Genomic DNA, 23,288 nt, shown 5'->3' with positions numbered 1-23,288 from the left:
CCGGGCGTCGGCAACCCGCATGCGCTTTCGTCAGGTTCAGTGGCGTTCGAGGCCACGCAGGATCAGTGCGCGGGTGCAGCCCATCCCGAGATGGTCGACCTCACCCGAGATGTCGGCGACCGCGCGGACGATGGGCTCGACGTCGACCCCGCGTTCACGTGCCCACTCGCACAACTGCCAGACCTCCATGAGGTCGTCGCGCGGGTCGTCAGACTGGTCCCGGGCGGACACGTGGACCAGTCGTCGACGAAACTCGGCAGCGGCGGACGGCCACTCACCGGTCAGACCGACCCCCCAGCTGAAGGCTCGATGCGCGCGGAAGATCCGGCGGACCTCGCCCCTGGCAGCCTCATCACCAGACTCGTAGCAGTCCAGCAGAGCGGTCAGAGCCGCAGCGGCCTCGGTGGCGACCCCGGCCTCCTCCGCGGGCGGCGCGGCGGCCGCCAGCTTCGCCTGCCAGTGCGGATCGGCCAGATCCACCGGACGATCAGCGATGTCCCGGATGAGAATGTCGATGACGGCGACGGCTTCCCGAATCGCGGCGAGGGTCATACCGGGGCAATGTATCGCCCGCCTGCTCAGGTCGGTTGACCGTCCGGCGGTAGCCCGGTGAGGCGCGCCGGGCATCGGGCTTGCATCCGGTACCCGGGTACCGGCTTACCGTCGTCGGTATGACAACCGATTCCCCGACGTGGGTGCACGAGTCGTGCACCCTGCCGAGCGGCCAACAGCCACTGCGGCTGACCGAATTCGACGATCTGTTCGCCACCGCCCTGCTGACGCAGCAGCGGATGTCCCGCACCGAACTGCGGTGGCGTCTCGACCCGACCGCCGAGGCGACCGCCCGGGACCTGGTCAGCCGGGAAAGCCGCTGCTGCTCGTTCTTCTCGTTCACCCTGGCCGTCGACACCGACACGCTGCGCCTCGACGTGCAGGTGCCGGACGCGCATGTCGATGTCCTCGACGCGCTCGCGCTGCGCGCCGCCGCCGGGATGACGGCGTGAGCGCATTGCGCAGCAGCCAGGTCGCTGCCGCAGCCGGGGTGAACCCGCAGACGCTGCGCTACTACGAACGCCGGGGACTGCTCGCCGCACCAGATCGAAGCCTGGGCGGGCACCGGCTCTACCCAGCCGAGACGGTCACCGTGTTGCGGGTGATCAAAGCGGCGCAGCGGCTCGGGTTCACCCTCGACGAGGTCGCCGAACTGCTCGACACCGGCCCGCACCGTCACCCTCGCCACGCCGACGCCAGCCTGCGGGTCCGCGCCCAAGCGAAGCTCGTCGAGGTCGAGGCGAAGATCGCCGACTTGCAGGTCATCGCCGACACACTGCGCGCGGCGGTCCACGCCGGCTGCAACGACCTCGTGGAGTGCGCCGACCAGCCGTGCTGCCCCATCCCCTTCGCCACCCACACCCGCAGAGACCCTCACGCGCCCCTGACAGCCTGCGCGGCGTCGCAGGGCTAACGCACTGATCCTCAGCAACACCCTCGCGCAGCCCTACACCACCACCATGCAATCAACGCTGTGCTGGAGGGCTGAACGGTAGCCGGCAGGGCTGCTCTACGGGGACGGGACGTTCGGGGGTAGTCGCGGGGCGGGGCGTCCCTCAGCCGACACTCGCGTCGGCCGATTGAGCGCGTTTGACGTGGGACCGCCTTGTCGCTCCGTGCGCGATGCATGGGCGTTACGGTGCGACTCCGACTCGTTGACCCGAGGCTGCGGAGGCCGCAGATTCACGGTGTCAGCCGCCGCCTGCTGCATCATCTCTACCGCCGACGTCATCCCGTAGCGACGAACGAGGATCTCCAGGATGTCCTCTTCAGTTCTATTAGGACCGAACCGACCCGAGCGCCTGGCGATGGCTGCTACGGCAGCACAAGCCCTCACCGGATCGAGGGAAACGGTATTGGCCGCAAACTCTTTGGGCGTGAGCACTTGCAAGCCGCGAGGCAACTTGTCCCAGGACAGGTCTCGCACGTTCAGCGTGATGATGGCTCCAGCACTGGCTACAACCGCAGCTGCGACCAGATGCTCGTCGTCGGGGTCGGGGAGGCCATAGGTGCCTTCCAGGCCTTCCCACCCACTGACTTCGGCGTCGCCGAAATGCTGTTGCATCTGCTCGATGAGGTGTCGCGCCCGCTTGGCGGCTTCACCAGCATCGCCACCCAGCTCGATCAACTTCGCCCTCTGCTCGTACTCCAGCTCTTCCAGCACGACCGAACTCCACACGGGCCGGTACATACCCTCGATCGCGAGAGACAACAGAAAGTCGCGCTGCAGATCGGGCCAGAGAACACAGGTGTCGAGGAGGGCTGTGAACACCCGTCTATTCTGTCAGCCCTCTGCGCCGACGGGCGACCGCACGACGCGCTTCGCGCAGCCGCTGCATTACCCCATCGAGGTCCTCTTCATCGCCGATGTCCAACGACGTTTCCTCAAGGGCGGCATATTGCTCGGCCCTGCGCTGGGCCCGGTACGCAAGCAGGTCGGGCAGAAGAACTCGGCGGTGGGTACCCACCCGCTCGAACGGGATCTTGCCCTCGTCGAGCAGCTTCACGACTGTGGGCCGGCTGACTCCGAGCAGGTCGGCGGCTTGCTGAGTTGTCAATTTCAGCGTCCGCGGAGCCACAGTCACCGCAAACCCCTGCTGAAGCGCTTCAACGACCTGGCGGAGCACACCGTAGATCTCGGCTGGAAGCTCGACGCGGTCGCCCGGGGTAGCTCCCGCCAGAAAATATCGTGGCGCCACCGGCCCTCGGCCCGACCGTTCATGAGCTTGCATGAAGTCGTGTACCTGGGCGACCTGCCCGTCAGCTTCTGGCAGGTACGTCTCTTCATTCAGAGCAGGCGCAGCCATGGTCCCCCCTCATCGAAAGCATCGTATCCAATTTCGTTTCTTGCGTCTATCAAATGCTCGTGAAGGCTGAAATCATGCGACCGTGACGCACGGTGAGGGCGGGAGGTACTCCGCCGTCGGTGAGGAGGGTGGGCGGACAACCGCAAGCTCAAGGAGCGCCGCTCAGCGACCGGATAAGTGTTCGGTCGGGACGGCCGGGCTGGTAACCAGGCTCAGATCAGCCTGCTCGCGTAGCCAGCCGCCACCAGACGCTCGAACGCCGTCCGCACCTCGTCCGGCATCTCCTGCGGGACCGCGAACCCGCGCTCGGCGTACACCTCGATCCGCTGCGTGTCACCCACCAGCATGTCGACCACCCGCCGCGGGTCACCGATGCTGCTCACATAGTCGTCCAGATCGAGCGGGTTCGACGCGCACACCACATCAACCTCCGGCCACATCATCACCGCAACGCCGAGGTCATGGCTCCCCAGCCCGATGCCCACGTCGCACGGGCGCAGTTCGTGGCGCATGTCGTGGTAGCGCCACAATGTCTCGACGTCAGCCCGGATCTCGTCCGGGAGCGCGCGAGTCGGCACCGCCGCCTGCCGGTCCATCAGTATCCGCCGGGTAGGGCCAGCGCGGGTTTGGTCCGGCCCCTTTCCCTCATGGCGTCAGCGTAGGGCAGGCACGGCCGTACCGAGCCGCGCGATCTGCGGCATGAGCGTGCGTCAGCGAGCGCAGAGGTCGGCAGAGGGCTCGTCCTATCCCAACCTCTCGCGGACGAACGTCGCCAGCGCCTCTCGGGACGGATGCCCTCAGCCGATGCAGAACGGGTGGCCGGCTGGATCGGCGTACACCTGATGCCCCTCATCGCTATCCAGATCGAGCTGGACGCCGATCCGCCACTCGCCGGCCGCGTCGATGACGCTGTGGAACGTCTCGTCCGGAAAGACGTGCCCACCTAGCATCCCGGCCCAGAATGCACTTTCAGCGTGCAGGTCAGCGGCGTCGAACACGACTGCGCGGCACCAGCACGCTCCCCTGAGCCCCTTACTTACCAGGGTCTGAGCGTTCCAGGTTCTCTGCGAAGACCTGGGCCGCGACCTGGTAGCCGTCGAACGCGCGTGCTACGCCAGCGTAGGCCGCGACCTGAAGAAAGACTTCGGCGATCTCTTCCTTGGTGGCACCGGCGTTGAGCGCGATGCGGAGCTGACCACGGAGGGGCTCCAGGACGCCGAGTGTCGCCGCGATGGTGACGGACACCAGTGCCCGCGTCCGTGTATCCAGGTGCTCGGTGCGCGGCCAGACGTCGCCAAAGGCGTGCATCGTCGCGATCCGTTTGAAGTCTGCGCCGTTAGCTGGCTCACCAGGCGTGGCACCAAGAAAGCGCTCCAAGCGGAAGCCCAGCAGACGCTCAGCCGTGTCCAGCGCGGCGGCGTACCCCGGGTCTGTCGGATGGTTCGTCGTCACGATGCTCACTCTTTCATGTACAAGGTCGAAACAGATGATATCCGGAAATTTTAGACTGGCCGTCTCGCACACCACCAACACATCTGAAAACCCTTATTTAGAAGGCTGTAGCACGCCGCGTCACGGCGGCGGTGTCGCGGATGACGGCCGATCCGCGACACCTCCGCATGCCTGAACCACCACCTGCCGCCCCAGTCGTGCTGGGTTGGACGACTTCGCGCAACGCCGCCCGTCGCAGTCGTTGGGCACGGACCGGGCAGCGTCTCGCTGTGGGAGCCATGGCTGACAGCCGCTGGCCGGCCCCGGTGGCGGTTGCCGGGATCGGCCAGCCGACCGAGCCGCCTGTTACCCGAGACGGAGTCCGCGCATGGTCAGGAGATCTGCCAATCGATCGGATGCTCGCCCGGGCGCGGGATCAACGCGGTGAACAGCGGACTGGGCTCTGCGAGGACGGCGGTACGGAACTCCGCCCAGTAGCCGTCGGTGCCCAGGATCTGCTTGGCCCTGGGAATGGCTGCCGAGTCCGGCGCGGAGTAGTAATGCACCTTCGCGTTGTCCCCGTCGACGGCGGCTCGGTACACGACGTCGGCCGTAACCGACGGGTCGGAGCCGGTTGGCGCGTTCTTGGAGAAGAACGCTTCGATCCCCGCCTGATAGTCCGCAGGGACGTCCTGCGCAATGTCGATCTTCGTGAAAATGCGGGTGGAGTGCTGTCCGGGCAGGACGGCCTTGACCGCGATCCCGAAACCGGCCACCTCCAGGCTCATCCCCTCACTCAGGGCCACCACGGCTGCCTTGGAGGCAGCGTAGACGGCACTGTATGGATAACCCTGCTCGGCGGTCAACGAGGAAATGTTGATGATCGTTCCGGAGCGCTGGGCGCGGAAACTCGGCAGGAAGGCCCGGCTAAGCGCGATCAGTCCGAACACGTTGGTCTGGAACTGCCGGTGGATCTGGTCCATGCTGCTCACCTCCACCGGCCCCATCTGGTAGAAACCCGCATTGTTGACCAGGACGTCGACCTGTCCGAACTGCTCCACGGCGGTCTGCGCGAAGGGCCCTGCCGCCTGCTCGTCATCGACGTCCAGCAGCAGTGTCCTGACCCGCTCCAACTCATCGTGCACCGTCAGGTCGGCCTCCTTGCGGACCGTCGCGACCACGTTCCAGCCTTCGGCGGCGAACTTCTCGACGATGGCCCGGCCCATTCCAGTCGCGGTACCGGTCACCACGATCGTTTTCGACATGGGGGGCTTCCTCTCCTGTTAGTCCCGGCCCGGACATCCGTGCCCGCTATGGGCTTTGCGGCTGTCCGGGCGAGTGGTGGCTTGCTGATGCGTCCTAGTTTCATCGCAGCATGTCGGGCCGACCAGGTTCGGTTTTTCGTGGGAAAGACAGTCCCAGGTATCCGCCGAGGCCCGAGGGTAGATTGGGTTTCATGTCCAAGCCCCCGGCGTCCAGCGTGAGCAATCCGCTTGCCGAGTTTCTGCGGGCCAGTCGTGCACGTATCCAGCCGGACGACGTCGGCCTACCTGGCGGCGGCAGGCGGCGCCGCGTTCCCGGGCTGCGCCGTGAAGAGGTCGCCCAGCTGGCCAATGTCAGCGCGGACTATCTGGCCCGGCTCGAGCAGGGACGCGTCACCAGCGCGTCACCCGAGGTCCTCGACGCCCTCGCGGACGCGCTTGGTCTCGACCGCGACGGCCGGGAGTACTTGCACTCGATCGCCGGGCCGAAACAGCGCCCAGGATCCCGTACTCAGACCACGTCGCGGGTTGACCCGCTGACCCAGCGATTGCTCGACAGCCTGTACGAAGTTCCCGCCTACGTATTCGGCCGGAGATTGGATATCCTCGCCTGGAATCCCCTGGCCGCCGCCTTGTTCACCGACTACGGAGCACTACCGGAGCGGCACCGGAACCTTATCTGGCTCACCTTTCTCGATCCGGATTACCGGGTAATGAACACCGACTGGGCCAGGGCCGCCCAGGAATGCGTCGCCCACCTACGTATGGAGGCCCGGAACTACCCGAGCGATCAGCGCCTGGCCGAACTTGTCGGGACTCTCTCCGTCAAAGACGCGGACTTCCGCACATGGTGGGGCAGCCAGCAGGTGACCGGCGCCGCACTGCGCCGCAAGATTTACCAGCACCCACTGGTCGGCCCACTCACCCTCGACTCGCAGCAATTCGACGTCAGCGGCAAGTCCGACCAGCACCTCGTGGTGTTCACCGCCGAACCAGACAGCTCATCCCACGAGGCACTGAAGTTGCTCGCCCAGTGGGCGAACACGCCGGTGGCTTGAAATCCCCGTACCGAAAATGCCCTGCCTCCGATCCAGCATCGTGGTTGTAGACCCGACCCGTGACCGGGTCGTGCGCGTCGTGATCGATGACAAATTGCGGCCGGCGCCGCCGGAGCGGAAAGGACCCGGTGCATCCCGACGCCGCCGCTGCCGTGGTCGCCGTCGGTGGCGCACGCCTGCCGGCACGGAGCAGCAGCGAGACGGATGGCTCCGGGAAAATGCGGAGGTAGTCGTTGACGGGGTGAGGGCTAGCCTCTTGGGTCATGTCCGACCCTGCGCCGCGTCCGTTGCTGTTCCTCGACGTGGATGGCACCCTCATCCCGCTCGGAACACCCACGGCGACTCAGCCGGGCATGCCGCATGGCCAAACCGAGGCGCCGGCCCTACCGGCCGACGCCCATCCCCTGCTGCACAAGGTCAATCCGGAACACGGCCGCGGCTGAAGGCCCTGCCCTGTGATCTGGTGTGGGCGACGACCTGGATGAGCGACGCAAACGATGTACTCGCACCCCTGCTCGGGCTGCCGCCTCTGCCCGTGATGGACTGGCCCGACTCCGACGAGGTCGGCGTCCTGCACTGGAAGACCCGTGGGCTGGTCGAGTGGGCGCAAGGACGCCCCTTCATCTGGGTCGACGACGAGATCTCCCACGCCGATCAACAGTGGGTATCGACTCATCACCACAGCCCAGCACTGCTACATCGAGTCGACCCACGTCGCGGTCTGACCGAGCACGACTTCACAGTCATCGAAAGCTGGCTCACCCGGGCGCGGTAGGGCGAGCTCCATGCCGTCGCAGTCGACGGGCTGTCTGGCCACTCGAAACTGATGTTGGCGAACGGTGCGCCGCAACGGCGACACCGGTAGCCGGCTGAGCTGCTCTACGGGGACAGAACGTCCGGTAGCAGGTCGTCGTCGCGTCCGGTCTGGGGTAGCCCGGCCAAGGTGGCGATCGCCTGGACGGCCTCGTCCAGTCCGGTGGTCTCGGGTAGGACGAGCTCGTCGGGCCAGCCCAGGACGTCGTGGGCGGCGTACCAGCCGCTCATGTGCTCGGCGGTGAACTCGCTGGCCTGCGGGCGTGTGAGGTGCCGGCGGAGGGTCTCGTCCAGGGACACGTCGAGGTAGCAGAACAGGGACCGCCCGCGGTGGCCGTCCCGCAGAGAGGTCAGCACGCTGCGGTAACGGCTGCTGTGCATGATGCCCTCCAGCACCACGTGATAGCCGTGGTCAAGCGCAAACCGAACGGTCTGCGCGATCAGCGCAGGCGCGATGCCGCCAGGCAGGTCCCGCTCGCGCAGCACGATGCGACGCAGGTAGTCCTGCTCGACCAGGGCGCAGCCCCGGCCGTGCCGGCGTCGTAGCTCGCGGGCGATGCTGCTCTTGCCCGAGCCGGAGTTGCCCCGGATACAGACGAGAATCGTGTCCGGGCTGCCAGTGGGTTCAGCGAGCACGATCCCTCCTCGGAATCACATGACCGCAGCACCAGGCGAGGTAGCCGGCAGGAAGACCATGCTCCGTTCGTGAGAGTGCAGTCGGTAAAGGCGACCGAGCCGGCAGCAGCGCACCCACGTGATCTATGGGTCTGTCCGCTGGCATCGCACCGCGTCCCACCGACCCCGGCCAGGTCCAACAGCTCCCGAGCACCCACCGAGCGACGCCCCCTGCCGTACACGAAAAAGGCCCCGATCCGGTGTGAACCACCAGGCCAGGGCCTATTTCGTTGGTGCGCCGCCAGGGACTCGAACCCCGAACCCGCGGATTAAGAGTCCGCTGCTCTGCCAGTTGAGCTAGCGGCGCTCGTCGGCAACGGAGAGAACATTAGCACCCCTCCCGAGCGGGCTCCAATTCGGTTCCCCGGGTCCCCCCTTCGGTCGAGCTTTGCCGGCAAAAGCCCCAAACCGACCAGGGCCCTCAAGATCGGGGCGTGGGTTGCGGCGGCGATGCGGCACGATGTCCGCCAGGTACGCGAGAACAGAGGTGGGCATGGCACGGTTCACGCGAGCCGGGGCGGTGGTGGGCGTCCTGACTCTGGTGGCGTCGCTGGCACTGACCGGGTGCGGCGGCGACGAGAAGAAGCCGGAATTTGTTGGCGGTGCGTCGTCGGACGCTAGTGCCGCCCCTGACTCAGCCGCACCTTCGACGCCGGGCACACCGAGCGGGCCGGCGCTCACGCTGAGCCCGGCTCATGGCGCGAAGAACAGGCCGGTGAGCACGGAGATCAGCGCGAAGCTCCCAGACGGCGGGAAGGTGTCCGCGGTCACCCTGACGGCGGACGGTGGGGGTTCGGTCGAGGGCAAGCTGCGTACCGATGGCTCGGCCTGGGTGCCGTCGGCTCCCCTGAAGTGGGGTACCCGCTACACGGCCACGGTGACGGCGAGCGCGTCGGACGGCACGAGCAGCCAGGGCACCAGCAGCTTCACCACGATGGCCAAGCCGAAGTCGACAATCGGGTCGGGCCTGTACCTCTTCGACGACAAGAGTTACGGGGTGGCCATGCCGGTGGTCACCGAGTTCCACCCGGGTATCCCGAAGAAGGACCGGGCTGCGGTCCAGAAGCGGATGTTCGTCAAGACCGACCCGCCGCAGCCGGGCGCCTGGCACTGGGTCAGCAACGGCACGCAGGCTTACTACCGGGCCCCGGAGTACTGGAAGCCGGGCACCACGATCACCGTGCGGATCGCCCTGGCGGGGGTGCCGTTGAGCAACGGCAGGTATGGCGACGTCGACCGCAAGGCCAGCGCCAAGATCGGTCGGTCGTTCGAGATGAAGGTCGACAACGCCAACAAGAAGATGACGGTGTACGAGAACGGCGCGGTGGTACGCACGATTCCGGTGAGCTTGGGCAAGAAGAGCACGCCGTCGTCGAGCGGCACGATGGTCGTGATGGAGAAGAAGGAAGCCACGGTCTTCGACACCCGGGACGATCCGGACCCGGCCAACCGCTACGTGACCGACATCCAGTTCGCCCAGCGGCTCACGTGGGGTGGCGAGTACATCCACGCGGCGCCCTGGTCGGAGCACGTGCAGGGGCGGCGCAACGTCTCGCACGGCTGCGTGAACGTGTCGATGGCGAACGCCAAGTGGTTGTTCGACAAGACCCGGGTCGGTGACCCGATCACGATCAAGGGCACCGAGCGCAAGATCGCCGCTGGTAACGGCTGGACGGCGTGGAGCCTGAGCTGGTCGGAGTTCATCAAGGGCAGCGCGTTGCCGGTGCCCAGTGGCGGAGCCGGCCCGGCGGTCTGAGCGCCCGCGCCCGGTCCGTTGCCGGGCACGCTCGTCCGCGACGCCGGCGGTCTCGTACGCGCCGGCCCTGCCGTTGGCGGGGCCGGCGCTGGACGCGCTGCCGCACAGCAGCGCGGCGCGTACCCTTGCAGTCCCGTCACCCGACGACGGCGCGGCGACCCTCCGCAGTCCGAACCAGACTCACGAAACGCCGACTAGTAGCAGAATTCGGACACTATGATGGCGTGTTTCGGTTCACCCTCGGCAACCGGGGCCGGCTCTGGCGCGTCAGTAGGAGACGATGGGGCAGCGACCACGACTGTGAGGGAATTCATGCGAGCTAGCCAGAACCAGCTGATCAGGCCCGGTGGGCGACGCCGCGTGTTGGCGGCGGGGCTTCTCGCCGTGGCGTTGGCCTTCACCTCCGCCTGCACCGACGGTGACGGCAAGTCATCCTCGTGGCACGGCGGCGGCGAAACCCCGGCGCCGAAGGCCGCGGCCACGATCAGTGAGCCGGCCGCCGACGCCAAGGACGTACCGGCGTCCACCGGCATCACCTTCACCACGAAGGACGCCGTGGAGACCGCTGTCGAGCTGAAGGACGCGGCCGGCAAGGTGGTCGAAGGCGACATGGCCAAGGACGGCAAGTCGTGGCTGCCGGCTGGCGCACTGGCGTACGGCACGAGCTACACGGCGACCGTGACCGCCACCGGGGACGACGGGCGTCCGGCCACCGCGACCAGCACCTTCACCACCATGGCCAAGCCCGGCAAGCAGGTACGGGTGAGCAGCTTCCTCGGCGACAACCAGGTGGTCGGGGTGGGCATGCCGCTGATCGTGAAGTTCAGCCGGAGCATCCCGGAGGACTACCGCGACGACGTGCAGCGGCGGATGACGGTCACCTCGACCCCGGCTCAGGAGGGGATCTGGCACTGGGTCAGCCCCACCGAGATCCGGTACCGGCCGAAGGAGTTCTGGAAGCCCAACAGCACGGTCTCCTACCGGGTGCAGGCCGGTGGCCTGCCGATGGGTGCGGGTTGGTACGGCCGGGCCGACCTCTCGGTGGACATCAAGATCGGCGCGTCCCTGATCATGACGGTGGACAACAAGACCAAGCGGATGACGGTGACCCGCAACGGCGCTGTGATCAAGACCATCCCGGTCAGCCTGGGCAAGAAGAGCACCCCGTCGTCGAGCGGCACCATGGTCGTGATCGAGAAGCTGCGTAAGACGGTCTTCGACACGTTCGAGGAGCTGGGCCCGGAGGAGGGCTACCGCACCAAGATTGACTTCGCGCAGCGCCTCACCTGGGGCGGGGAGTTCATCCACGCGGCACCCTGGTCCGAGGGGCAGCAGGGCACCACGAACGTGTCGCACGGTTGCGTGAACGTGTCGATGGCCAACGGCGACTGGCTCTTCAGGAACACCCAGATCGGCGACCCGATCACGGTCAAGGGCACCGAGCGCAAGCTGCAGAACGGCAACGGCTGGACCGACTGGAACATGAGCTGGGACGAGTACGTCAAGGGCAGCGCCCTTCCGTACGAGCCTCCGGCCGACCCGGACACCACCACGCCGACCCCGGACGCGACGGTCACCCCGTCCGCCACACCGACCGCCTGATCTAGATCCACTCGCGTTTCCGGAAACCGGGGCATCCGATCGAGCGGGATGCCCCGGTTTTCTGAAACCCGAGTCGATCACTGCCCAGCCGAGCAGCCGAGCAACAGGCCAGAGGGCCCCGACAAACGACGAAAGCCCCCTCCGAAGAGGGGGCTTTCCCGTGGGGTGACTGATGGGAATTGAACCCACGACAACCGGGACCACAACCCGGTGCTCTGCCAACTGAGCTACAGCCACCATGCCGCCGTCGCCCGGTTGATCGCTCCGGGCGGGGTGCGGACCAATAATAGCCACACCACAGCGAGGCACGTCCAGCGGGTTGCCGGTCAGCGCCGCCGGGGTCAGAGTTCGGCGGCGATGGCCTTCGCGGTCTCGACATCCGGGCCGGGCAGCGGAACGAAGACCGTACGCCGGTAGTACTCCAACTCCCGGATGCTCTCCCGGATGTCGGCCAGTGCCCGGTGCGCGAGGCCCTTCTGCGGCTGGCCGAAGTACACCCGGGGGTACCAGCGACGGCAGAGTTCCTTGATCGACGACACGTCGATCATCCGGTAGTGCAGGTGCGCGTCGAGGCGGGGCATGTCCCGGGCGATGAAGCCCCGGTCGGTGGCGATCGAGTTGCCGCACAACGGGGCCGTACGCGGATCCTTGACGAAGGTGCGCACGTACTCCAGGACCAGGTCCTCGGCCTCGGCGAGGGTGACCGCCGACCGGCGGACCTCCTCGGTGAGGCCGGACTTGGCGTGCATGGTCTGCACGATCTCCGGCATCCCCTCCAGTGCCGCCTCGTCGGCGTGGATGACCACGTCGACCCCATCACCCAGCACGTTGAGGTCGGGATCGGTGACCAGTGCCGCAACCTCGATCAGTTTGTCCCTGCCGAGGTCCAACCCAGTCATCTCACAGTCGATCCAGACGAGGAGATCAGCCACCGGGACAGCCTACGCGCAGCCCACGCCCCGCGGCTGCGCGCTCTCGGCGGGCCGGCCCGCTAGGGTTTCGGGGTGCCAGCAGAACCCGTCGCACCGCCCGCCGTCACCGAAGACGATCCCGGCGGCCGTACGGTGCGTCGTCTGGTCGCGGTGGTGGCCCTCAGCGCGGTGCTGCCGGCGCTCTACCTGCCTGGCCTGGTGCACAACTTCTTCGACCTCAAGATCTACATGTCCGCGATGGACTGGTGGCGCGTCGGTCACCCGCTCTACGACTACGTCCAACCGGACCGGGTGCAGGGTGAGCTGTACTTCACCTACCCGCCGTTCAGCGCGCTGCTGCTGTGGCCGTTCGGGCTGCTGCGGCTCGGCGTCACCGTGGCGATCTTCACGGTGCTCACCGTGCTGGCCGTGGTGTTGACCACCCGGTGGCTGGTGGCGCCGGTGATCGCCCGACACCGGTTGCCGCGAACGTTCACCCTGGTCGCCGCCGTACTGCTGGTGCTGGCGGTGGAGAGCATCCGGGAGACGATCACCTTCGGCCAGATCAACATGCTGCTGGTCGTGCTGATCCTGGCCGATCTGCTGTTCGCCGTACCGCAGGCACGACGCTGGGCCGGGGTGGGCGTGGGGCTGGCGACGGCCCTCAAGCTCTTTCCCGGCATCTTCATCGTGTACCTGCTGGCCACCCGGCGCTGGCGGGCCGCGGTGGTGGCGAGCGTGACCGCGGCGGCGGCGACCCTGCTCGCGGCGGCGATCGCCCCCAGCGACTCGTGGCGGTTCTGGACGCACGAGTTGTGGACCACCGAACGGGTGGGGCGCACCGACATCGTCGGCAACCAGTCGCTGTTCGGCCTGCTCAGCCGGTTCACCGAGCCGGCGAAGCCGGACCGGTTGCTCTGGCTGCTGGTGGTCGCCGTGGTCGCCGCGTACGGGCTGTGGCGGGCCGCCCGCGCGGCGCGGGCCGGTGACCCGTTGACGGGCCTGACGTTGACCGGGTTGGTCGGTTCCCTGGCGAGCCCGATCACCTGGACCCACCACATCTACTGGTTCGTGCCGGCGGTGGTGCTGCTCGCTGACGCGGCGTTGAGCGCCGACCGCCCGGACGAGGCACGTCGCCGTTGGTGGCTGGGCGGGCTCGCGCTGGGCGTCACCGCCCTGACCATCTACGGCGTGGTGACGTTCCAGGCCTGGGGCGCGGGACCGGTCCGCACCCACGACCCGGTGGACTTCGTCCTACAGAACACCTACGTGCTGCTCAGTCTGCTGCTGCTGGTGGCGTTGCCGGTCCGCTCGGGGCCAGGTGCCGAAAATCGCATCAAATGGACAGACCTCCCGAGTAGCCATGTTCGGCGCTAATCTGTCCTCACCTACCTCAAGCGTCGCTCGGGTAGCACCGATCCCCCGGTGAGAGTGGCCCTCCGCGTCGGCAGCGCGGCGGGCCACTCGCCGTTTCACCCACCGCCGTGGCCCCGGCCGTCAGCCGGTAGGCCCGTCGCCCGGTAGGACCGCCACCGGCCGGGCCGTGGTGTCGTCCCCGGCGGCCGGCGGCCACGCGAGACTCAGCGTCACCTCCGGTGGGCGGGGCAGCCGGACCGGCTCGTCCAGGTCGGCGAGGGTGGCGGCGCGCGCCGGTTCGGCGCCGATCGCCGACCGGGGCCGTTCCGCCGCGCCGACCGGCGCGAGTTGTCGGCGCGGCAACGGCGGGGTCGACTCGGGTTGCCGCAGGCCCAGGCCACTCAGCGAGGTGACTCCGAGGCGGCCGGCGAGCACCGGCACCTGATCCGGCTCGACCACGAAGATCACCTCACGTGGGCGCAGCGGTCGCAGCAGGAGCAGCGCCGCGCACACCACCAGCAGCACGCCGACGGCCAGCAGGCCCCAGGTGGCCGGGCCGGTCCACTCGGCCCGCAGTTCGGCGCGCAGGTCCAGGGCCAGGTCTGCCTCCCCGTCGGGGCGCATCACCACCAGGCTCATGGGTTGGTCGGCGAGGTCGTCCGCGCTCCACTCCAGGGAGCCGATCCCCTCGCGTACCCAGAAGGGTTGGCCCAGCGGCGTGACCGGCCCGCCGGCCGTCGCGGCGCCCGGGGTGTCCGCGACCGGGCCGGCCGGGTCAAGCCGGACCGGCAGCGGCCCCCGGGCCAGCGCCACCCGGCGGACCGTGGCGTGCGGGACCGCGTCCAGCCAGTTCCGCACCTCGGCGGTGGGCGCCAACCCGACGAAGGCCGGGCCGCCCGCGCCGCGGGCGTCCAGTCGCAGCCGGGTCTGTGCGGTACGCGCGAAGGACGCCTCCTGCCGCAGGAGTCGATCCAGGTCGGTGACGACGACCGCGTGACCCGGTGTGCGGACCGTCTCGAAACGGGCGGTGAAGGCTCCGCCGGGGTCGGCGTGACGGGTCACCAGCCACAGCCCGCCACCGGCGAACAGCGCCGGAATTCCCACGACCAACAGCAGCACTCCGGCGATCACCCGCACGAACCGCATCCGCACCGTCCCCCTCCGTAGCCAAATACCCGGCCGACCTTACCGACGTAGCCCGTCTGATCAGGGGATATCCACGGCACGGCCGGCACCGACTCGGAAAAGCGCGCTGGCCCGCCGGATGATCCGGCGGGCCAGCGGGTGAGACGGGGGGTCAGGCCTTGGCGACCGGCTCCCGGCGGGTACGCGCGAACGCCAGCCCGCCCAGCACCAGGCCGGCCAGGCCGGCGACGAGACCGGCCACACCGAGGCCGACCGCGAGCCCGTTGCCGTCGTCGTCGCCGTCGTCGTCGGGCGACGCGACGGCAGCGGTCGGCGCGGTCGAACCCGCCGGCGTCGCGGCGGCGGCCAGGGTGAGCACCGGCGCCGGGTGATCCGGCTCCTCGGCGCCCGGCGCCGGCTCGTCGATCCAACGCGAGATGTTGCCGTCCGAGTAGGTCTGCAGGGTCTTGAAGACCATCGAGTCGACCTGCGGCAGTGGGCCCAACGAGACCGGGAACTCCTGGAACTGCCCCGGCTTCACACCCGCGTCGCCGGCGGCCGTCCACGTGATCTTGGAGATCGCCTCGGTGAGCTGACTGCCGTGCACCTCGATTGGCGGGTCCACCTTGCGCTTCTCCGTGGTGACCGTCCAACCCGGCACCGGCATCGTCGACACCGAGCCGACCGGGGCGTTCTCCGGGAGCACCACCTCCAGCTTGGTGGTCGAGGCGGTGTCGCTCTCGTTGGGCACCCGGAACGCCAGGCGGGCGTAACCGCCCTGGGTCGCCTCCTTCGGGTTCACCGTGACGTGCGCCGACGCCGGTCCGGCGAAGCCGAACACAGCGGTGGCGGCGGCGGTGAACGCCAGGGCGGCAGCGGCGGTTGCGGTACGCCGGAATCCGGTCATGGGGTTCGCGAACCTCTCTAACGGATGGGCACGGTGGCGGTCACCGTGGCCTGGTCGATGTCGGTCGTACGGGCGGTGATCTTCAGTTGCCACTCACCGGCGGCCGGCAGGCTGATGTCGCCGTAGGCGTGGCTGTCCGTCAACCTCAGCAACGGCACCTCGATCGGCTCGATCCCGGCCGAGGGCAGCGCGACGGTCGCCTTCCACTCCGCGACCAGCAGCGGCTGGTTGTCCTTGCCGTACGCGTACAGGTGCACCGAGTTGTTGCCCCGCTCGGCCGGGCTCACCTCGACCTCCACGGTGACGAGCGGGCTGTCCAGCCTGGTGCTGAAGAGGCCGGCCTCGGCCCCAGCGGAGGGGCCGGCCGCGGCGGTGCGGGCCGGCGTGGTCTGCACGAGCGTGGCGGACACGGCCAGCACCACCACGGTGACGGCCAGCTCCACCAGGGCCGCCCGGCGCACCGGCACCGGACGTTGCGCCGCGACGCGGCTGCGCACCAGGTGCCGGGAGTACGCGGCCACGGCGATGACCAGCGCGAACAGACCGATCTTGGCGAGCAGCAAGCGCCCGTACGTGGTGTCGAAGAGCGCCTGCAGGGTGGCCACCTCGATCAACGCCTGGACGGTGCCGGCGAGCAGCAGCGCCGAGACGGCGAGCGCCGCCCAGCGCGACCAGATCGGCAGGATCGCGCCCAACTCCCGCTCGTCGGCCTGCCGCAGCAGGAAGACGGCGAGCATGAGCAGACCGCCCAGCCAGACCGCCATGCTGCCCAGGTGGACGGCGTCGACCACCACCGAGACCGCCGGCGCCGGGGAGGCCGCCGCGTGCCCGGCCAACGGCCAGGTCAGCAGGGCGACGCCGCCGAGCACGGCCAGGATGATCGCGTCCGCCCGGCCGGCGGGGCGGGCCAGCAGCGGACGCAGCAGGAAGACGGACGCCGCCAGCAGGCCGAGTCGGATCAGGTGGGCGGCCCCGAAGGAACTGCCGAACACACTGCCGAACCCCTCGCCGGTGACGTCGAAGAGACCACCGCCAGCCGTGTAGGGCACCTGCAACCACAGGTCCGCGAGGGTGGCGACGGCCACCAGACCGAGGCCGGTCCAGGCCAGCCGGGTCGGCCCCCGCCGGGAGAGCCGCTGGGGCCAGAGCGCAGCGAGCACCAACGCCGGACCGACCAGCAGCACCAGGCCGAGGTAACCGAGGAAACGGGCCACCTTCACCGCCGTCTCCACCACCGGGTTGGCGCGGCTGTCCGTACCCGAGTCGACCGGCGGGGTCGAGGGTGCGCCGACCGAGTAGGTGAACGCCCCGGAGACCGGATGACTGTCGGCGGAGATCACCCGGAAGCTGACCAGGTAGGTGCCCCGGGCACCGGCCGGGTCCACCGGGATGGTCACCACAGCGTCACCGAACGACGGTTCGCCCCGGTCGGCCCGGGACCCGTCCGGGGCGATGACCCGGATCTTGCCGGGCACCTTGCGGACCGACTCGCTGAACGTGAGGACCACCTCGGACGGCCCGTTCGGCACGATGGACGCGGCGGCCGGACTGCTGCTCTGCAGCACCGCGTGGGCGCTGGCGGGCGTGGCTGGCGCGATCAACAAGGCCACGACGGTGACCAGGAGGCCGGCGGCTGCGGCCAACCGGGCGGCCCAACGGCGGGGGGCGACAGTCATGCCGGCCATGGTCGCCGATGGGTGTCCCTTTCGGCGACCCGAGGGGGGTGGTCGCTGCCGTGTTCACACGTCATGAACTGGTAGTCGGCCCGGGGTGGGGAAAAGTTCCCGACGTGGCGCAGACCATCCAAGGGCCGAACGACCCTAACGCGGTGCCGGGTGCCGCGTAACCTGGTTTGTCGTGATCCCTGTCCCGCGTGACTCCGGTGCCGCCGGCCCGGCCGCGCCGGCCGACGAGGTCGCCCGGGACCCGGCAACCGAGTGGGCGCTGACCGCCCGGGCCGGTGACGCCACCGCCCAGGGCGCGTTCGTCCGGCTGACCCAGGCCGACGTCTGGCGGTTCGCCGCCGCCCTGGTCGACCCGGACAGCGCCGACGACCTCACCCAGGAGACGTACCTGCGGGCGTTTCGGGCCCTGCCCGCCTTCGCGGGTCGCTCCAGCGCCCGCACCTGGCTGCTCGGCATCGCCCGGCGGGTCTGCGCCGACCACCTGCGCACGGTCATCAGGCGTCGCCGGCTCGACGAGCGCCTCGCCGCGAACGCGTACACCGACCGACCGCACCCCGACCCGGCCGGCCAGCTCGGTGCCGCCGACCTGGTCCGCCGGCTCGGCCCCGAGCGGCGCTCCGCGTTCGTGCTCACCCAACTGCTCGGCCTGTCGTACGCCGAGGCGGCCGCCGTCGAGGGAGTGCCGGTGGGCACCATCCGTTCCCGGGTCGCCCGGGCCCGTGACGACCTGGTCGAGGCGGTCGGCGACGCCCTGGCCGGCTGAACCCGGAACTTCCGGCGCGGACGGGACGACAAATGAGCGTGACTGCACCTTCCACCCGAGGCGGCCGGTGGCCCCTGGTCCGCCCCTGGCTCGGCCTCGCGGCCCGGTTCGGCCTCGCCGCCGTCTGGCTGGTCGCCGGCGCGTCGAAGGTCAGCGACCTCGCCGCCTCCGGGCGGGCGGTCAACGCGTACCAGGTGTTGCCGTACGACGTGGCCACCGTGGTCGGCGCGGCGCTGCCCTTCGTCGAGCTGGCATTGGGCGTGCTGCTGCTGCTCGGGCTGGCCACCCGGCTCGTCGCCGGGGTCTCCGCCACGCTGCTGGTGGTCTTCATCGCGGGGATCGCCTCGGCCTGGGCGCGCGGGCTGGCCATCGACTGCGGCTGCTTCGGCAGCGGCGGGCAACTGGCGGCGGGGCAGGCACCCAGTTACCTCCCGGAGATCCTCCGGGACCTGGGATTCTTGGTTCTGGCCGGATTTCTGCTGATCTGGCCGCGTACGCCGGTATCCGTGGACGGGTGGTTGTCCGGCGAACCCGTTGTGGAGGACGAGGATGAGTAGTCGCAAGGGGCAGCGCGACGCCGCCCGGGTGGTGCGTGCGCAGTTGGCCCGCGAGCGCCGACGCCGCCGCACGATCTGGGTCTCCGCCGCCGCGGTCGTCGTCCTGCTCATCGCCGGCGTCATCGGCTGGGCCGTCTGGTCCAGCCAGCGCTCCGACGACTTCACCACCCCACCCGGCGCCAACGACGCCGGCACCGGCATCGTCGTCGGCAGCGGCCCGGTCACCATCGACGTCTACGAGGACTTCCTCTGCCCGATCTGCAAACAGTTCGAGGAGACCAGCGGGTCGACGCTCGAACAGTTGGTGGCCGAGAACAAGGCAAAGGTCGTCTACCACCCGGTCGCGTACCTCAACCGCTTCTCCACCACCGAGTACTCCACCCGCGCCTCGGCCGCCTCCGGCTGCGCCGCGGCGGGCGGCAAGTACCACGAGTACGCCAAGGCGCTCTTCGCCCAGCAGCCGCCGGAGGGCAGCGCCGGGCTCACCGACGACAAGTTGATCGACATCGGCACCAGCGTGGGCCTCGACCGGGGCTCCTTCGGCAGCTGCGTGAAGGACGAGACGTACAAGGGTTGGACCGAACACGTCACCGACGACGCCAGCCGGAGCAACGTCACCGGCACGCCGACCGTCAAGGTCAACGGTCAGCGCGTCGAGAACCCCACCCCGGACGCTCTCACCGCAGCCGTGGCGGCGGCCGGCAAGTGATCCGTACCCTGCTGGGCCGCGCCGGCCTGGTCGCCGCCGCAGCCGCCGTGGCGACCCTGATCAGCGCGGCCCCCGCCGCCGCGCACGGCGCGGACGCACCGAACGGCACCGACTACCGCACCCGGACCACCGGGGTCGCGCCGGCGCGGCCAGGGCTTGAGGTACGCGTCATCGAGGCGGGCGCCCGACTGGAGTTGACCAACCGCACCGGGCGCACCATCGAGGTCATCGGCTACTCCGGAGAGCCCTACCTGCGCGTCGGCCCGGACGGGGTCTTCGAGAACGACCGCTCCCCCGCCACCTACCTGAACCGCACCATCGACGGGGACACCGCGCTCCCGGCCGAGGCCGACCCGGCCGCCGCACCCTCCTGGCGGCGCATCGCCGACGGCACCACCGCGCGGTGGCACGACCAGCGCGCACTGTGGCAGGAGTCGACGCCACCACCTGCGGTACGCGCCGCACCGGACCGCGAGCACCGGGTCCGGGACTGGACCATCCCGCTGCGCGACGGCACCGACCCGGTGATGATCGGCGGCACGCTGGACTGGGTGCCGCCGCCGGACGCGTACACCTGGTGGGCGGTGACCATCGTGGCGCTGCTCGCGGTGGGCGCGCTCGGCCTGCTCGCCGCCGCCGCGACGGCCGGTCGGCGAGCACTCTCCGCGCTCGGTGCGCTGCTGATCGTCGGCGGCGCGGTCGCCGTGGTGTACCCGGTGGGGCGCGAGTTGGACGCCGGCGCGCAGGGTGTCGGCCCGGTGGTGGTCGGGTTGCTCTCCGGGCAGGTCTGGTCACTGCTCACCGGGCTCGGCGCGATCGCCGCCGGGTGGTACGCGCTGGCCCGCCGCCCGTCCGCCGACTTCGTGGTGGCACTGGCCGGGGCCTGCCTGGCACTCTTCGCCGGCGCGGCGAACGCCACCGTGTTCGCCCGGTCCATCGCCCCGGTGCCCTGGTCACCCGAGGTCGCCCGCGTCATGGTGGCGGCGGTGCTGATCGCCGGTGCCGGAGCGACCGCCGCCGGCGTCCTCCGCCTGCACGCCACCGCACGGGCCGCCGCCCGATCGCCGCGCGCCGCAGACACCGACCGGCGGGCTACCGCCGCGGGGTGAAGCCGTAGGGAAGCTCAAGACGGTGACGGGCCAGCAGGGCCGAATCGGTCAGCAGATCCAGGGTGGGAGCGTCGGCGACGATCCGGCCACCGTCCAGGATCACCGAACGCTCGCACAGCTCCGCCGCGTACGGCAGGTCGTGCGTGACCATCAACAGGGTCACCGGCAGGCCGCGCAGGATCTCGGCGAGCTCACGACGGGCCGCCGGGTCCAGGTTCGACGACGGCTCGTCGAGCACCAGGATCTCCGGGTGCATGGCGAGCACGGTGGCCACCGCCACCCGGCGGCGCTGCCCGAACGACAGGTGCTGCGGGGCGCGGTCCCGGTGCTCACTCATCCCCACGGCGGCGAGCGCCTCGTCCACCCGGGCGGCCAGCTCGGCCCCGCGCAGGCCCAGGTTCGCCGGCCCGAACGCCACGTCCTCCGCCACCGTGGGCAGGAACAGCTGGTCGTCCGGGTCCTGAAAGACGATGCCCACCCGGCGACGCACCTCGGCCAGGGTGGCCCGATCCGGGCTGACCGTCAGCCCGCCGACGTTCACACTGCCCTCGGTCGGGGTGAGGATGCCGTTGAGGTGCAACACCAGCGTGGTCTTGCCAGCGCCGTTGGGCCCGAGCAACGCCACCCGGTCGCCGCGCGGCACGGTCAGGTCAACCCCCCGCAGGGCGACGTGCCCGTCCGGGTACGCGTAGCGAACGCCCCGAACGTCCAGCGAGACAGCGGTCTGCACGACACCGATCATGACAGCACCACGGCGGTGGCGGCGACGGAGACCGCCAACACCGGGACGGTCGCCGCGACCAGCCACTGACCGACGCTCGCCGCACCCTCGCCCTGCCACACGGCGGGCATCCGCCCGGTGTAACCCCGCGACAGCATCGCCAGATAGACCCGCTCGCCGCGCTCGAAGGCACGCAGGAACAACGCCCCGATCCCGGCGGCGAAGCCGCGCAACTGCCACAGGAAGCGCGGGTCGTCACCCCGGGAGATCCGCGCCACCCGCATCCGCCGCGCCTCGCCGACGAGCACGTCGAGGTAACGCAGCATGAACGTGGCGATCTGGGTGAGCACCTGCGGGCAGTGCAGCCGGTCCAACCCCACGATCAGGTCCCGGGTGGTGGTGGTCGCCGCGAGCAGCAGCGAGGCGAGCACCCCCAGCGTCCCCTTGGCCAGGATGTTCCACGCCCCGTGCAGCCCGTCCTCGGACAGGCGCAGGCCCAGCACCTCGACCCGGTCGCCGCTGCCCAGGAACGGCAGAGCGACGGCGAACAGCACGAACGGCAGCTCGATCAACGCCCGGCTGAGCAGCCACCGTGGGCCCACCCGGGCCAGCGCCGCCACCACCGCCACCAGCACGGCGTACGCGCCGAAGGCCCAGAACGCCGCACGTGGGGTGGCCACCACGGCGATGGTGAAGACCACCATCGCCACGATCTTGACCTCGGGCGGGAGCCGGTGCACCGGCGAGTCCGACTCGCGGTACAGCACGTGCCCGTGACCGGCCCCCATCCGCGTACCCCCGCTCAGCCGTTGGCGCCGGCGTGGCGGCGATCGTCGCCGGACGCCACGATGTCGCCCTCGGCGGACGTCGTCGCGTCACCGTCGGCCGGCATGGTGCCCCGGCGACGCAGCAGCCAGAAGCCACCGGCGCCGACCGCGAAGGTCACCAGCACCCCGAGCACCCCGGACAGGCCGGTGGACAGGAAGCTGTTCTGCACCCCCCGCACGCCGTAGTCGGCGAGCGGACTGTCGGCCAACTCGTGGTCCTTCGCCTGCTGCGCCGGGCAACTGCCAGCGACGATGGTGTCGTCGGCGTCGACGGTGCAGCCCTTGAGCAACGACGAGTCCAGCCCGTCCGGGTGCGACGAGGCGTAGTTGCTGACCACGCCGGCGAGCAGCAGGGCGACCAGCAGGCCGCCGGCCAGGAAAGCCCAGGAACGGTTCTTCATCGGACACCTCCGGCGACCGGGACGACGGGAGCGGCGGGCGTACGCAGGGAGCGCAGCGCGTACACCAGGTCGGGGCGTACCTTCGCGACGGTGAGCACCGTGGTCGCGGTGATCAGGCCCTCACCGATGCCGATCAGCAGGTGGACGCCGGCCATCGTGCCGGCCAGGCCACCCAGGTTGCTGCCCAGGTCGGTGGTGCCACCCAGCCAGTACTGCAGGACGAAGCCCTGCGACGCCACCACCACGCTGACCGTCGCGGCGACGAACGCGGTCACGGCCAGACCGGCTCGGGTGCGGGGCAGCACCCGCAGCAGCAGCGCGATCAGCGCGTACGCCGCGGCGGTGCCGAGCAGTGCCATGTTCGTGATGTTGAGGCCGAGCATCGCCACCCCGCCGTCACCGAAGATCAGTGCCTGTACGACAAGCACCACGGCCACGCAGAGCGCGCCGACCCACGGGCCGACCAGCATGGCGGCGAGCGCGCCACCGAGCAGGTGGCCACTGACGCCGGCCGTGAAGATCGGGAAGTTGAGCATCTGGACGGCGAAGATGAACGCCGCCACCAGGCCGGCCATCGGGGCCAGCCGGTCGTCCAGGTCACGCCGGCCGCGCAGAACGCAGGCGGTGAGCGCGGCAAGCGCGAGGGCAGCGAAGATCGCTGCCACGGGACCGTCGATGATCCCGTTCGAGATGTGCATCGCCAGTGTCTCCACGCGACCTCCCACGCATCAGCGGGCCCCGACCGGGCCGGCGTGGCTCAGC

General features: G+C 69.7%; 26 protein-coding genes, 2 tRNA genes and 2 pseudogenes. 11 read left to right on the top strand and 19 right to left on the bottom strand.

Features of this window, described 5'->3' with window-relative positions:
• Window positions 1-36 precede the first annotated feature (36 nt).
• The gene (locus tag EV382_RS31270; RefSeq protein WP_130407842.1) at window positions 37-552 is read right to left on the bottom strand and encodes a hypothetical protein; all 516 of its coding nucleotides are present in this window, start codon (window positions 550-552) and stop codon (window positions 37-39) included.
• A gap of 119 nt (window positions 553-671) precedes the next feature.
• Between EV382_RS31270 and EV382_RS31265 the strand changes: the two genes are divergently transcribed.
• Together EV382_RS31265 and EV382_RS31260 are read left to right on the top strand one after the other, a co-directional pair.
• A complete protein-coding gene (locus tag EV382_RS31265; protein ID WP_130407840.1) occupies window positions 672-1,004 on the top strand; it encodes a hypothetical protein in 333 nt (110 codons plus the stop codon).
• Window positions 1,001-1,465 carry a MerR family transcriptional regulator gene (locus EV382_RS31260; protein ID WP_130407838.1) on the top strand — a complete coding sequence of 155 codons (465 nt, stop codon included), beginning with the start codon at window positions 1,001-1,003 and terminating at the stop codon, window positions 1,463-1,465. Before EV382_RS31265 ends, EV382_RS31260 begins: the two co-directional genes overlap by 4 nt.
• A gap of 96 nt (window positions 1,466-1,561) precedes the next feature.
• Here the strand turns inward: EV382_RS31260 and EV382_RS31255 are convergent, their stop codons facing one another.
• The 6 genes from EV382_RS31255 to EV382_RS31230 form a co-directional block, all read right to left on the bottom strand.
• Entirely contained in the window at window positions 1,562-2,323 is a 762-nt protein-coding gene (locus EV382_RS31255) for a PIN domain-containing protein (RefSeq protein WP_130407836.1), read from the bottom strand.
• Window positions 2,324-2,327: 4 nt separating this feature from the next.
• Window positions 2,328-2,783: a helix-turn-helix domain-containing protein gene (locus tag EV382_RS34055; protein WP_425272014.1), complete on the bottom strand. Its 456-nt coding sequence runs from the start codon at window positions 2,781-2,783 to the stop codon at window positions 2,328-2,330.
• Between the two features lie 287 nt (window positions 2,784-3,070).
• Entirely contained in the window at window positions 3,071-3,460 is a 390-nt protein-coding gene (locus EV382_RS31245; RefSeq protein WP_208758666.1) for a hypothetical protein, read from the bottom strand.
• A gap of 195 nt (window positions 3,461-3,655) precedes the next feature.
• Window positions 3,656-3,856, bottom strand: a complete 201-nt coding sequence (locus EV382_RS31240) for a VOC family protein (RefSeq protein WP_130407830.1) — start codon at window positions 3,854-3,856, stop codon at window positions 3,656-3,658.
• Between the two features lie 34 nt (window positions 3,857-3,890).
• Complete coding sequence (locus EV382_RS31235) at window positions 3,891-4,310, bottom strand: carboxymuconolactone decarboxylase family protein (RefSeq protein WP_130407828.1); 420 nt, start codon at window positions 4,308-4,310, stop codon at window positions 3,891-3,893.
• Window positions 4,311-4,681: 371 nt separating this feature from the next.
• Window positions 4,682-5,554, bottom strand: coding sequence for an SDR family NAD(P)-dependent oxidoreductase (locus tag EV382_RS31230; protein ID WP_130407826.1), 873 nt, complete (start codon window positions 5,552-5,554; stop codon window positions 4,682-4,684).
• A gap of 191 nt (window positions 5,555-5,745) precedes the next feature.
• Between EV382_RS31230 and EV382_RS31225 the strand changes: the two genes are divergently transcribed.
• Together EV382_RS31225 and EV382_RS34050 are read left to right on the top strand one after the other, a co-directional pair.
• On the top strand, window positions 5,746-6,609 hold the full coding sequence (locus EV382_RS31225) for a helix-turn-helix transcriptional regulator (RefSeq protein ID WP_130407824.1): 864 nt from the start codon (window positions 5,746-5,748) through the stop codon (window positions 6,607-6,609).
• Between the two features lie 287 nt (window positions 6,610-6,896).
• Window positions 6,897-7,384 (top strand): annotated as a pseudogene (locus EV382_RS34050) (HAD domain-containing protein).
• Between the two features lie 104 nt (window positions 7,385-7,488).
• Here EV382_RS34050 and EV382_RS31215 read toward each other — a convergent pair.
• From EV382_RS31215 to EV382_RS31205, 3 genes and pseudogenes are all read right to left on the bottom strand, one after another.
• The gene (locus tag EV382_RS31215; protein WP_130407822.1) at window positions 7,489-8,058 is read right to left on the bottom strand and encodes a kinase; all 570 of its coding nucleotides are present in this window, start codon (window positions 8,056-8,058) and stop codon (window positions 7,489-7,491) included.
• A pseudogene (locus EV382_RS31210) lies at window positions 8,049-8,168 on the bottom strand (pentapeptide repeat-containing protein); the annotation flags it as partial. The gene EV382_RS31215 and the pseudogene EV382_RS31210, both read right to left, overlap by 10 nt.
• Window positions 8,169-8,328: 160 nt before the next feature.
• A tRNA-Lys gene (locus EV382_RS31205) sits at window positions 8,329-8,404 on the bottom strand.
• A 186-nt stretch (window positions 8,405-8,590) separates the two neighbouring features.
• Here EV382_RS31205 and EV382_RS31200 point away from each other — a divergent pair.
• Window positions 8,591-9,853, top strand: coding sequence for a L,D-transpeptidase (locus EV382_RS31200; RefSeq protein WP_130407820.1), 1,263 nt, complete (start codon window positions 8,591-8,593; stop codon window positions 9,851-9,853).
• A gap of 312 nt (window positions 9,854-10,165) precedes the next feature.
• The gene (locus tag EV382_RS31195) at window positions 10,166-11,455 is read left to right on the top strand and encodes a L,D-transpeptidase (RefSeq protein ID WP_130407818.1); all 1,290 of its coding nucleotides are present in this window, start codon (window positions 10,166-10,168) and stop codon (window positions 11,453-11,455) included.
• Between the two features lie 161 nt (window positions 11,456-11,616).
• Here the strand turns inward: EV382_RS31195 and EV382_RS31190 are convergent.
• Both EV382_RS31190 and orn read right to left on the bottom strand, forming a co-directional pair.
• Window positions 11,617-11,692: transfer RNA gene (locus EV382_RS31190), tRNA-His, on the bottom strand.
• Between the two features lie 104 nt (window positions 11,693-11,796).
• Entirely contained in the window at window positions 11,797-12,387 is a 591-nt protein-coding gene (orn, locus tag EV382_RS31185; RefSeq protein ID WP_130407816.1) for an oligoribonuclease, read from the bottom strand.
• A 72-nt stretch (window positions 12,388-12,459) separates the two neighbouring features.
• Between orn and EV382_RS31180 the strand changes: the two genes are divergently transcribed.
• A complete protein-coding gene (locus EV382_RS31180) occupies window positions 12,460-13,743 on the top strand; it encodes a glycosyltransferase 87 family protein (protein ID WP_130407814.1) in 1,284 nt (427 codons plus the stop codon).
• Between the two features lie 120 nt (window positions 13,744-13,863).
• On the opposite strand, the gene EV382_RS34045 is transcribed toward EV382_RS31180, so the two are convergent.
• From EV382_RS34045 to EV382_RS31165, 3 genes are all read right to left on the bottom strand, one after another.
• Window positions 13,864-14,868, bottom strand: a complete 1,005-nt coding sequence (locus EV382_RS34045; RefSeq protein WP_130409363.1) for a hypothetical protein — start codon at window positions 14,866-14,868, stop codon at window positions 13,864-13,866.
• A gap of 151 nt (window positions 14,869-15,019) precedes the next feature.
• Window positions 15,020-15,754: a YcnI family copper-binding membrane protein gene (locus EV382_RS31170; protein ID WP_130407812.1), complete on the bottom strand. Its 735-nt coding sequence runs from the start codon at window positions 15,752-15,754 to the stop codon at window positions 15,020-15,022.
• Between the two features lie 17 nt (window positions 15,755-15,771).
• A complete protein-coding gene (locus EV382_RS31165) occupies window positions 15,772-17,439 on the bottom strand; it encodes a copper resistance CopC/CopD family protein (RefSeq protein WP_208758525.1) in 1,668 nt (555 codons plus the stop codon).
• 172 nt (window positions 17,440-17,611) lie between these two features.
• On the opposite strand from EV382_RS31165, the gene EV382_RS31160 reads away from it, so the two are divergent.
• Genes EV382_RS31160 through EV382_RS31145 form a run of 4 tightly spaced genes read left to right on the top strand, consistent with a single transcriptional unit; the run spans window position 17,612 to window position 20,577 of the window.
• Window positions 17,612-18,202 (top strand): sigma-70 family RNA polymerase sigma factor, encoded by a 591-nt coding sequence (locus EV382_RS31160; RefSeq protein ID WP_130407808.1) that lies wholly within the window; start codon window positions 17,612-17,614, stop codon window positions 18,200-18,202.
• Between the two features lie 32 nt (window positions 18,203-18,234).
• A complete protein-coding gene (locus tag EV382_RS31155; protein ID WP_130407806.1) occupies window positions 18,235-18,759 on the top strand; it encodes a MauE/DoxX family redox-associated membrane protein in 525 nt (174 codons plus the stop codon).
• On the top strand, window positions 18,752-19,468 hold the full coding sequence (locus EV382_RS31150) for a DsbA family protein (protein ID WP_130407804.1): 717 nt from the start codon (window positions 18,752-18,754) through the stop codon (window positions 19,466-19,468). Before EV382_RS31155 ends, EV382_RS31150 begins: the two co-directional genes overlap by 8 nt.
• Window positions 19,465-20,577 (top strand): hypothetical protein, encoded by a 1,113-nt coding sequence (locus tag EV382_RS31145; protein WP_244236868.1) that lies wholly within the window; start codon window positions 19,465-19,467, stop codon window positions 20,575-20,577. The genes EV382_RS31150 and EV382_RS31145 overlap by 4 nt, the downstream gene beginning before the upstream one ends.
• On the opposite strand, the gene EV382_RS31140 is transcribed toward EV382_RS31145, so the two are convergent.
• Genes EV382_RS31140 through EV382_RS31125 form a run of 4 tightly spaced genes read right to left on the bottom strand, consistent with a single transcriptional unit; the run spans window position 20,561 to window position 23,239 of the window.
• Window positions 20,561-21,319: an energy-coupling factor ABC transporter ATP-binding protein gene (locus tag EV382_RS31140; RefSeq protein WP_130407802.1), complete on the bottom strand. Its 759-nt coding sequence runs from the start codon at window positions 21,317-21,319 to the stop codon at window positions 20,561-20,563. The genes EV382_RS31145 and EV382_RS31140 overlap by 17 nt on opposite strands.
• Window positions 21,316-22,086, bottom strand: a complete 771-nt coding sequence (cbiQ, locus tag EV382_RS31135; RefSeq protein ID WP_130407800.1) for a cobalt ECF transporter T component CbiQ — start codon at window positions 22,084-22,086, stop codon at window positions 21,316-21,318. Before cbiQ ends, EV382_RS31140 begins: the two co-directional genes overlap by 4 nt.
• Before the next feature lie 14 nt (window positions 22,087-22,100).
• The gene (locus tag EV382_RS31130; protein WP_130407798.1) at window positions 22,101-22,526 is read right to left on the bottom strand and encodes a PDGLE domain-containing protein; all 426 of its coding nucleotides are present in this window, start codon (window positions 22,524-22,526) and stop codon (window positions 22,101-22,103) included.
• Window positions 22,523-23,239: an energy-coupling factor ABC transporter permease gene (locus tag EV382_RS31125; RefSeq protein WP_130407796.1), complete on the bottom strand. Its 717-nt coding sequence runs from the start codon at window positions 23,237-23,239 to the stop codon at window positions 22,523-22,525. Before EV382_RS31125 ends, EV382_RS31130 begins: the two co-directional genes overlap by 4 nt.
• Window positions 23,240-23,288 lie beyond the last annotated feature (49 nt).

The organism is Micromonospora violae, assembly GCF_004217135.1.
In the GTDB taxonomy this organism is placed as follows: Bacteria; Actinomycetota; Actinomycetes; order Mycobacteriales; family Micromonosporaceae; genus Micromonospora; species Micromonospora violae.
This window is presented reverse-complemented; position numbering and strand designations above follow the sequence as displayed.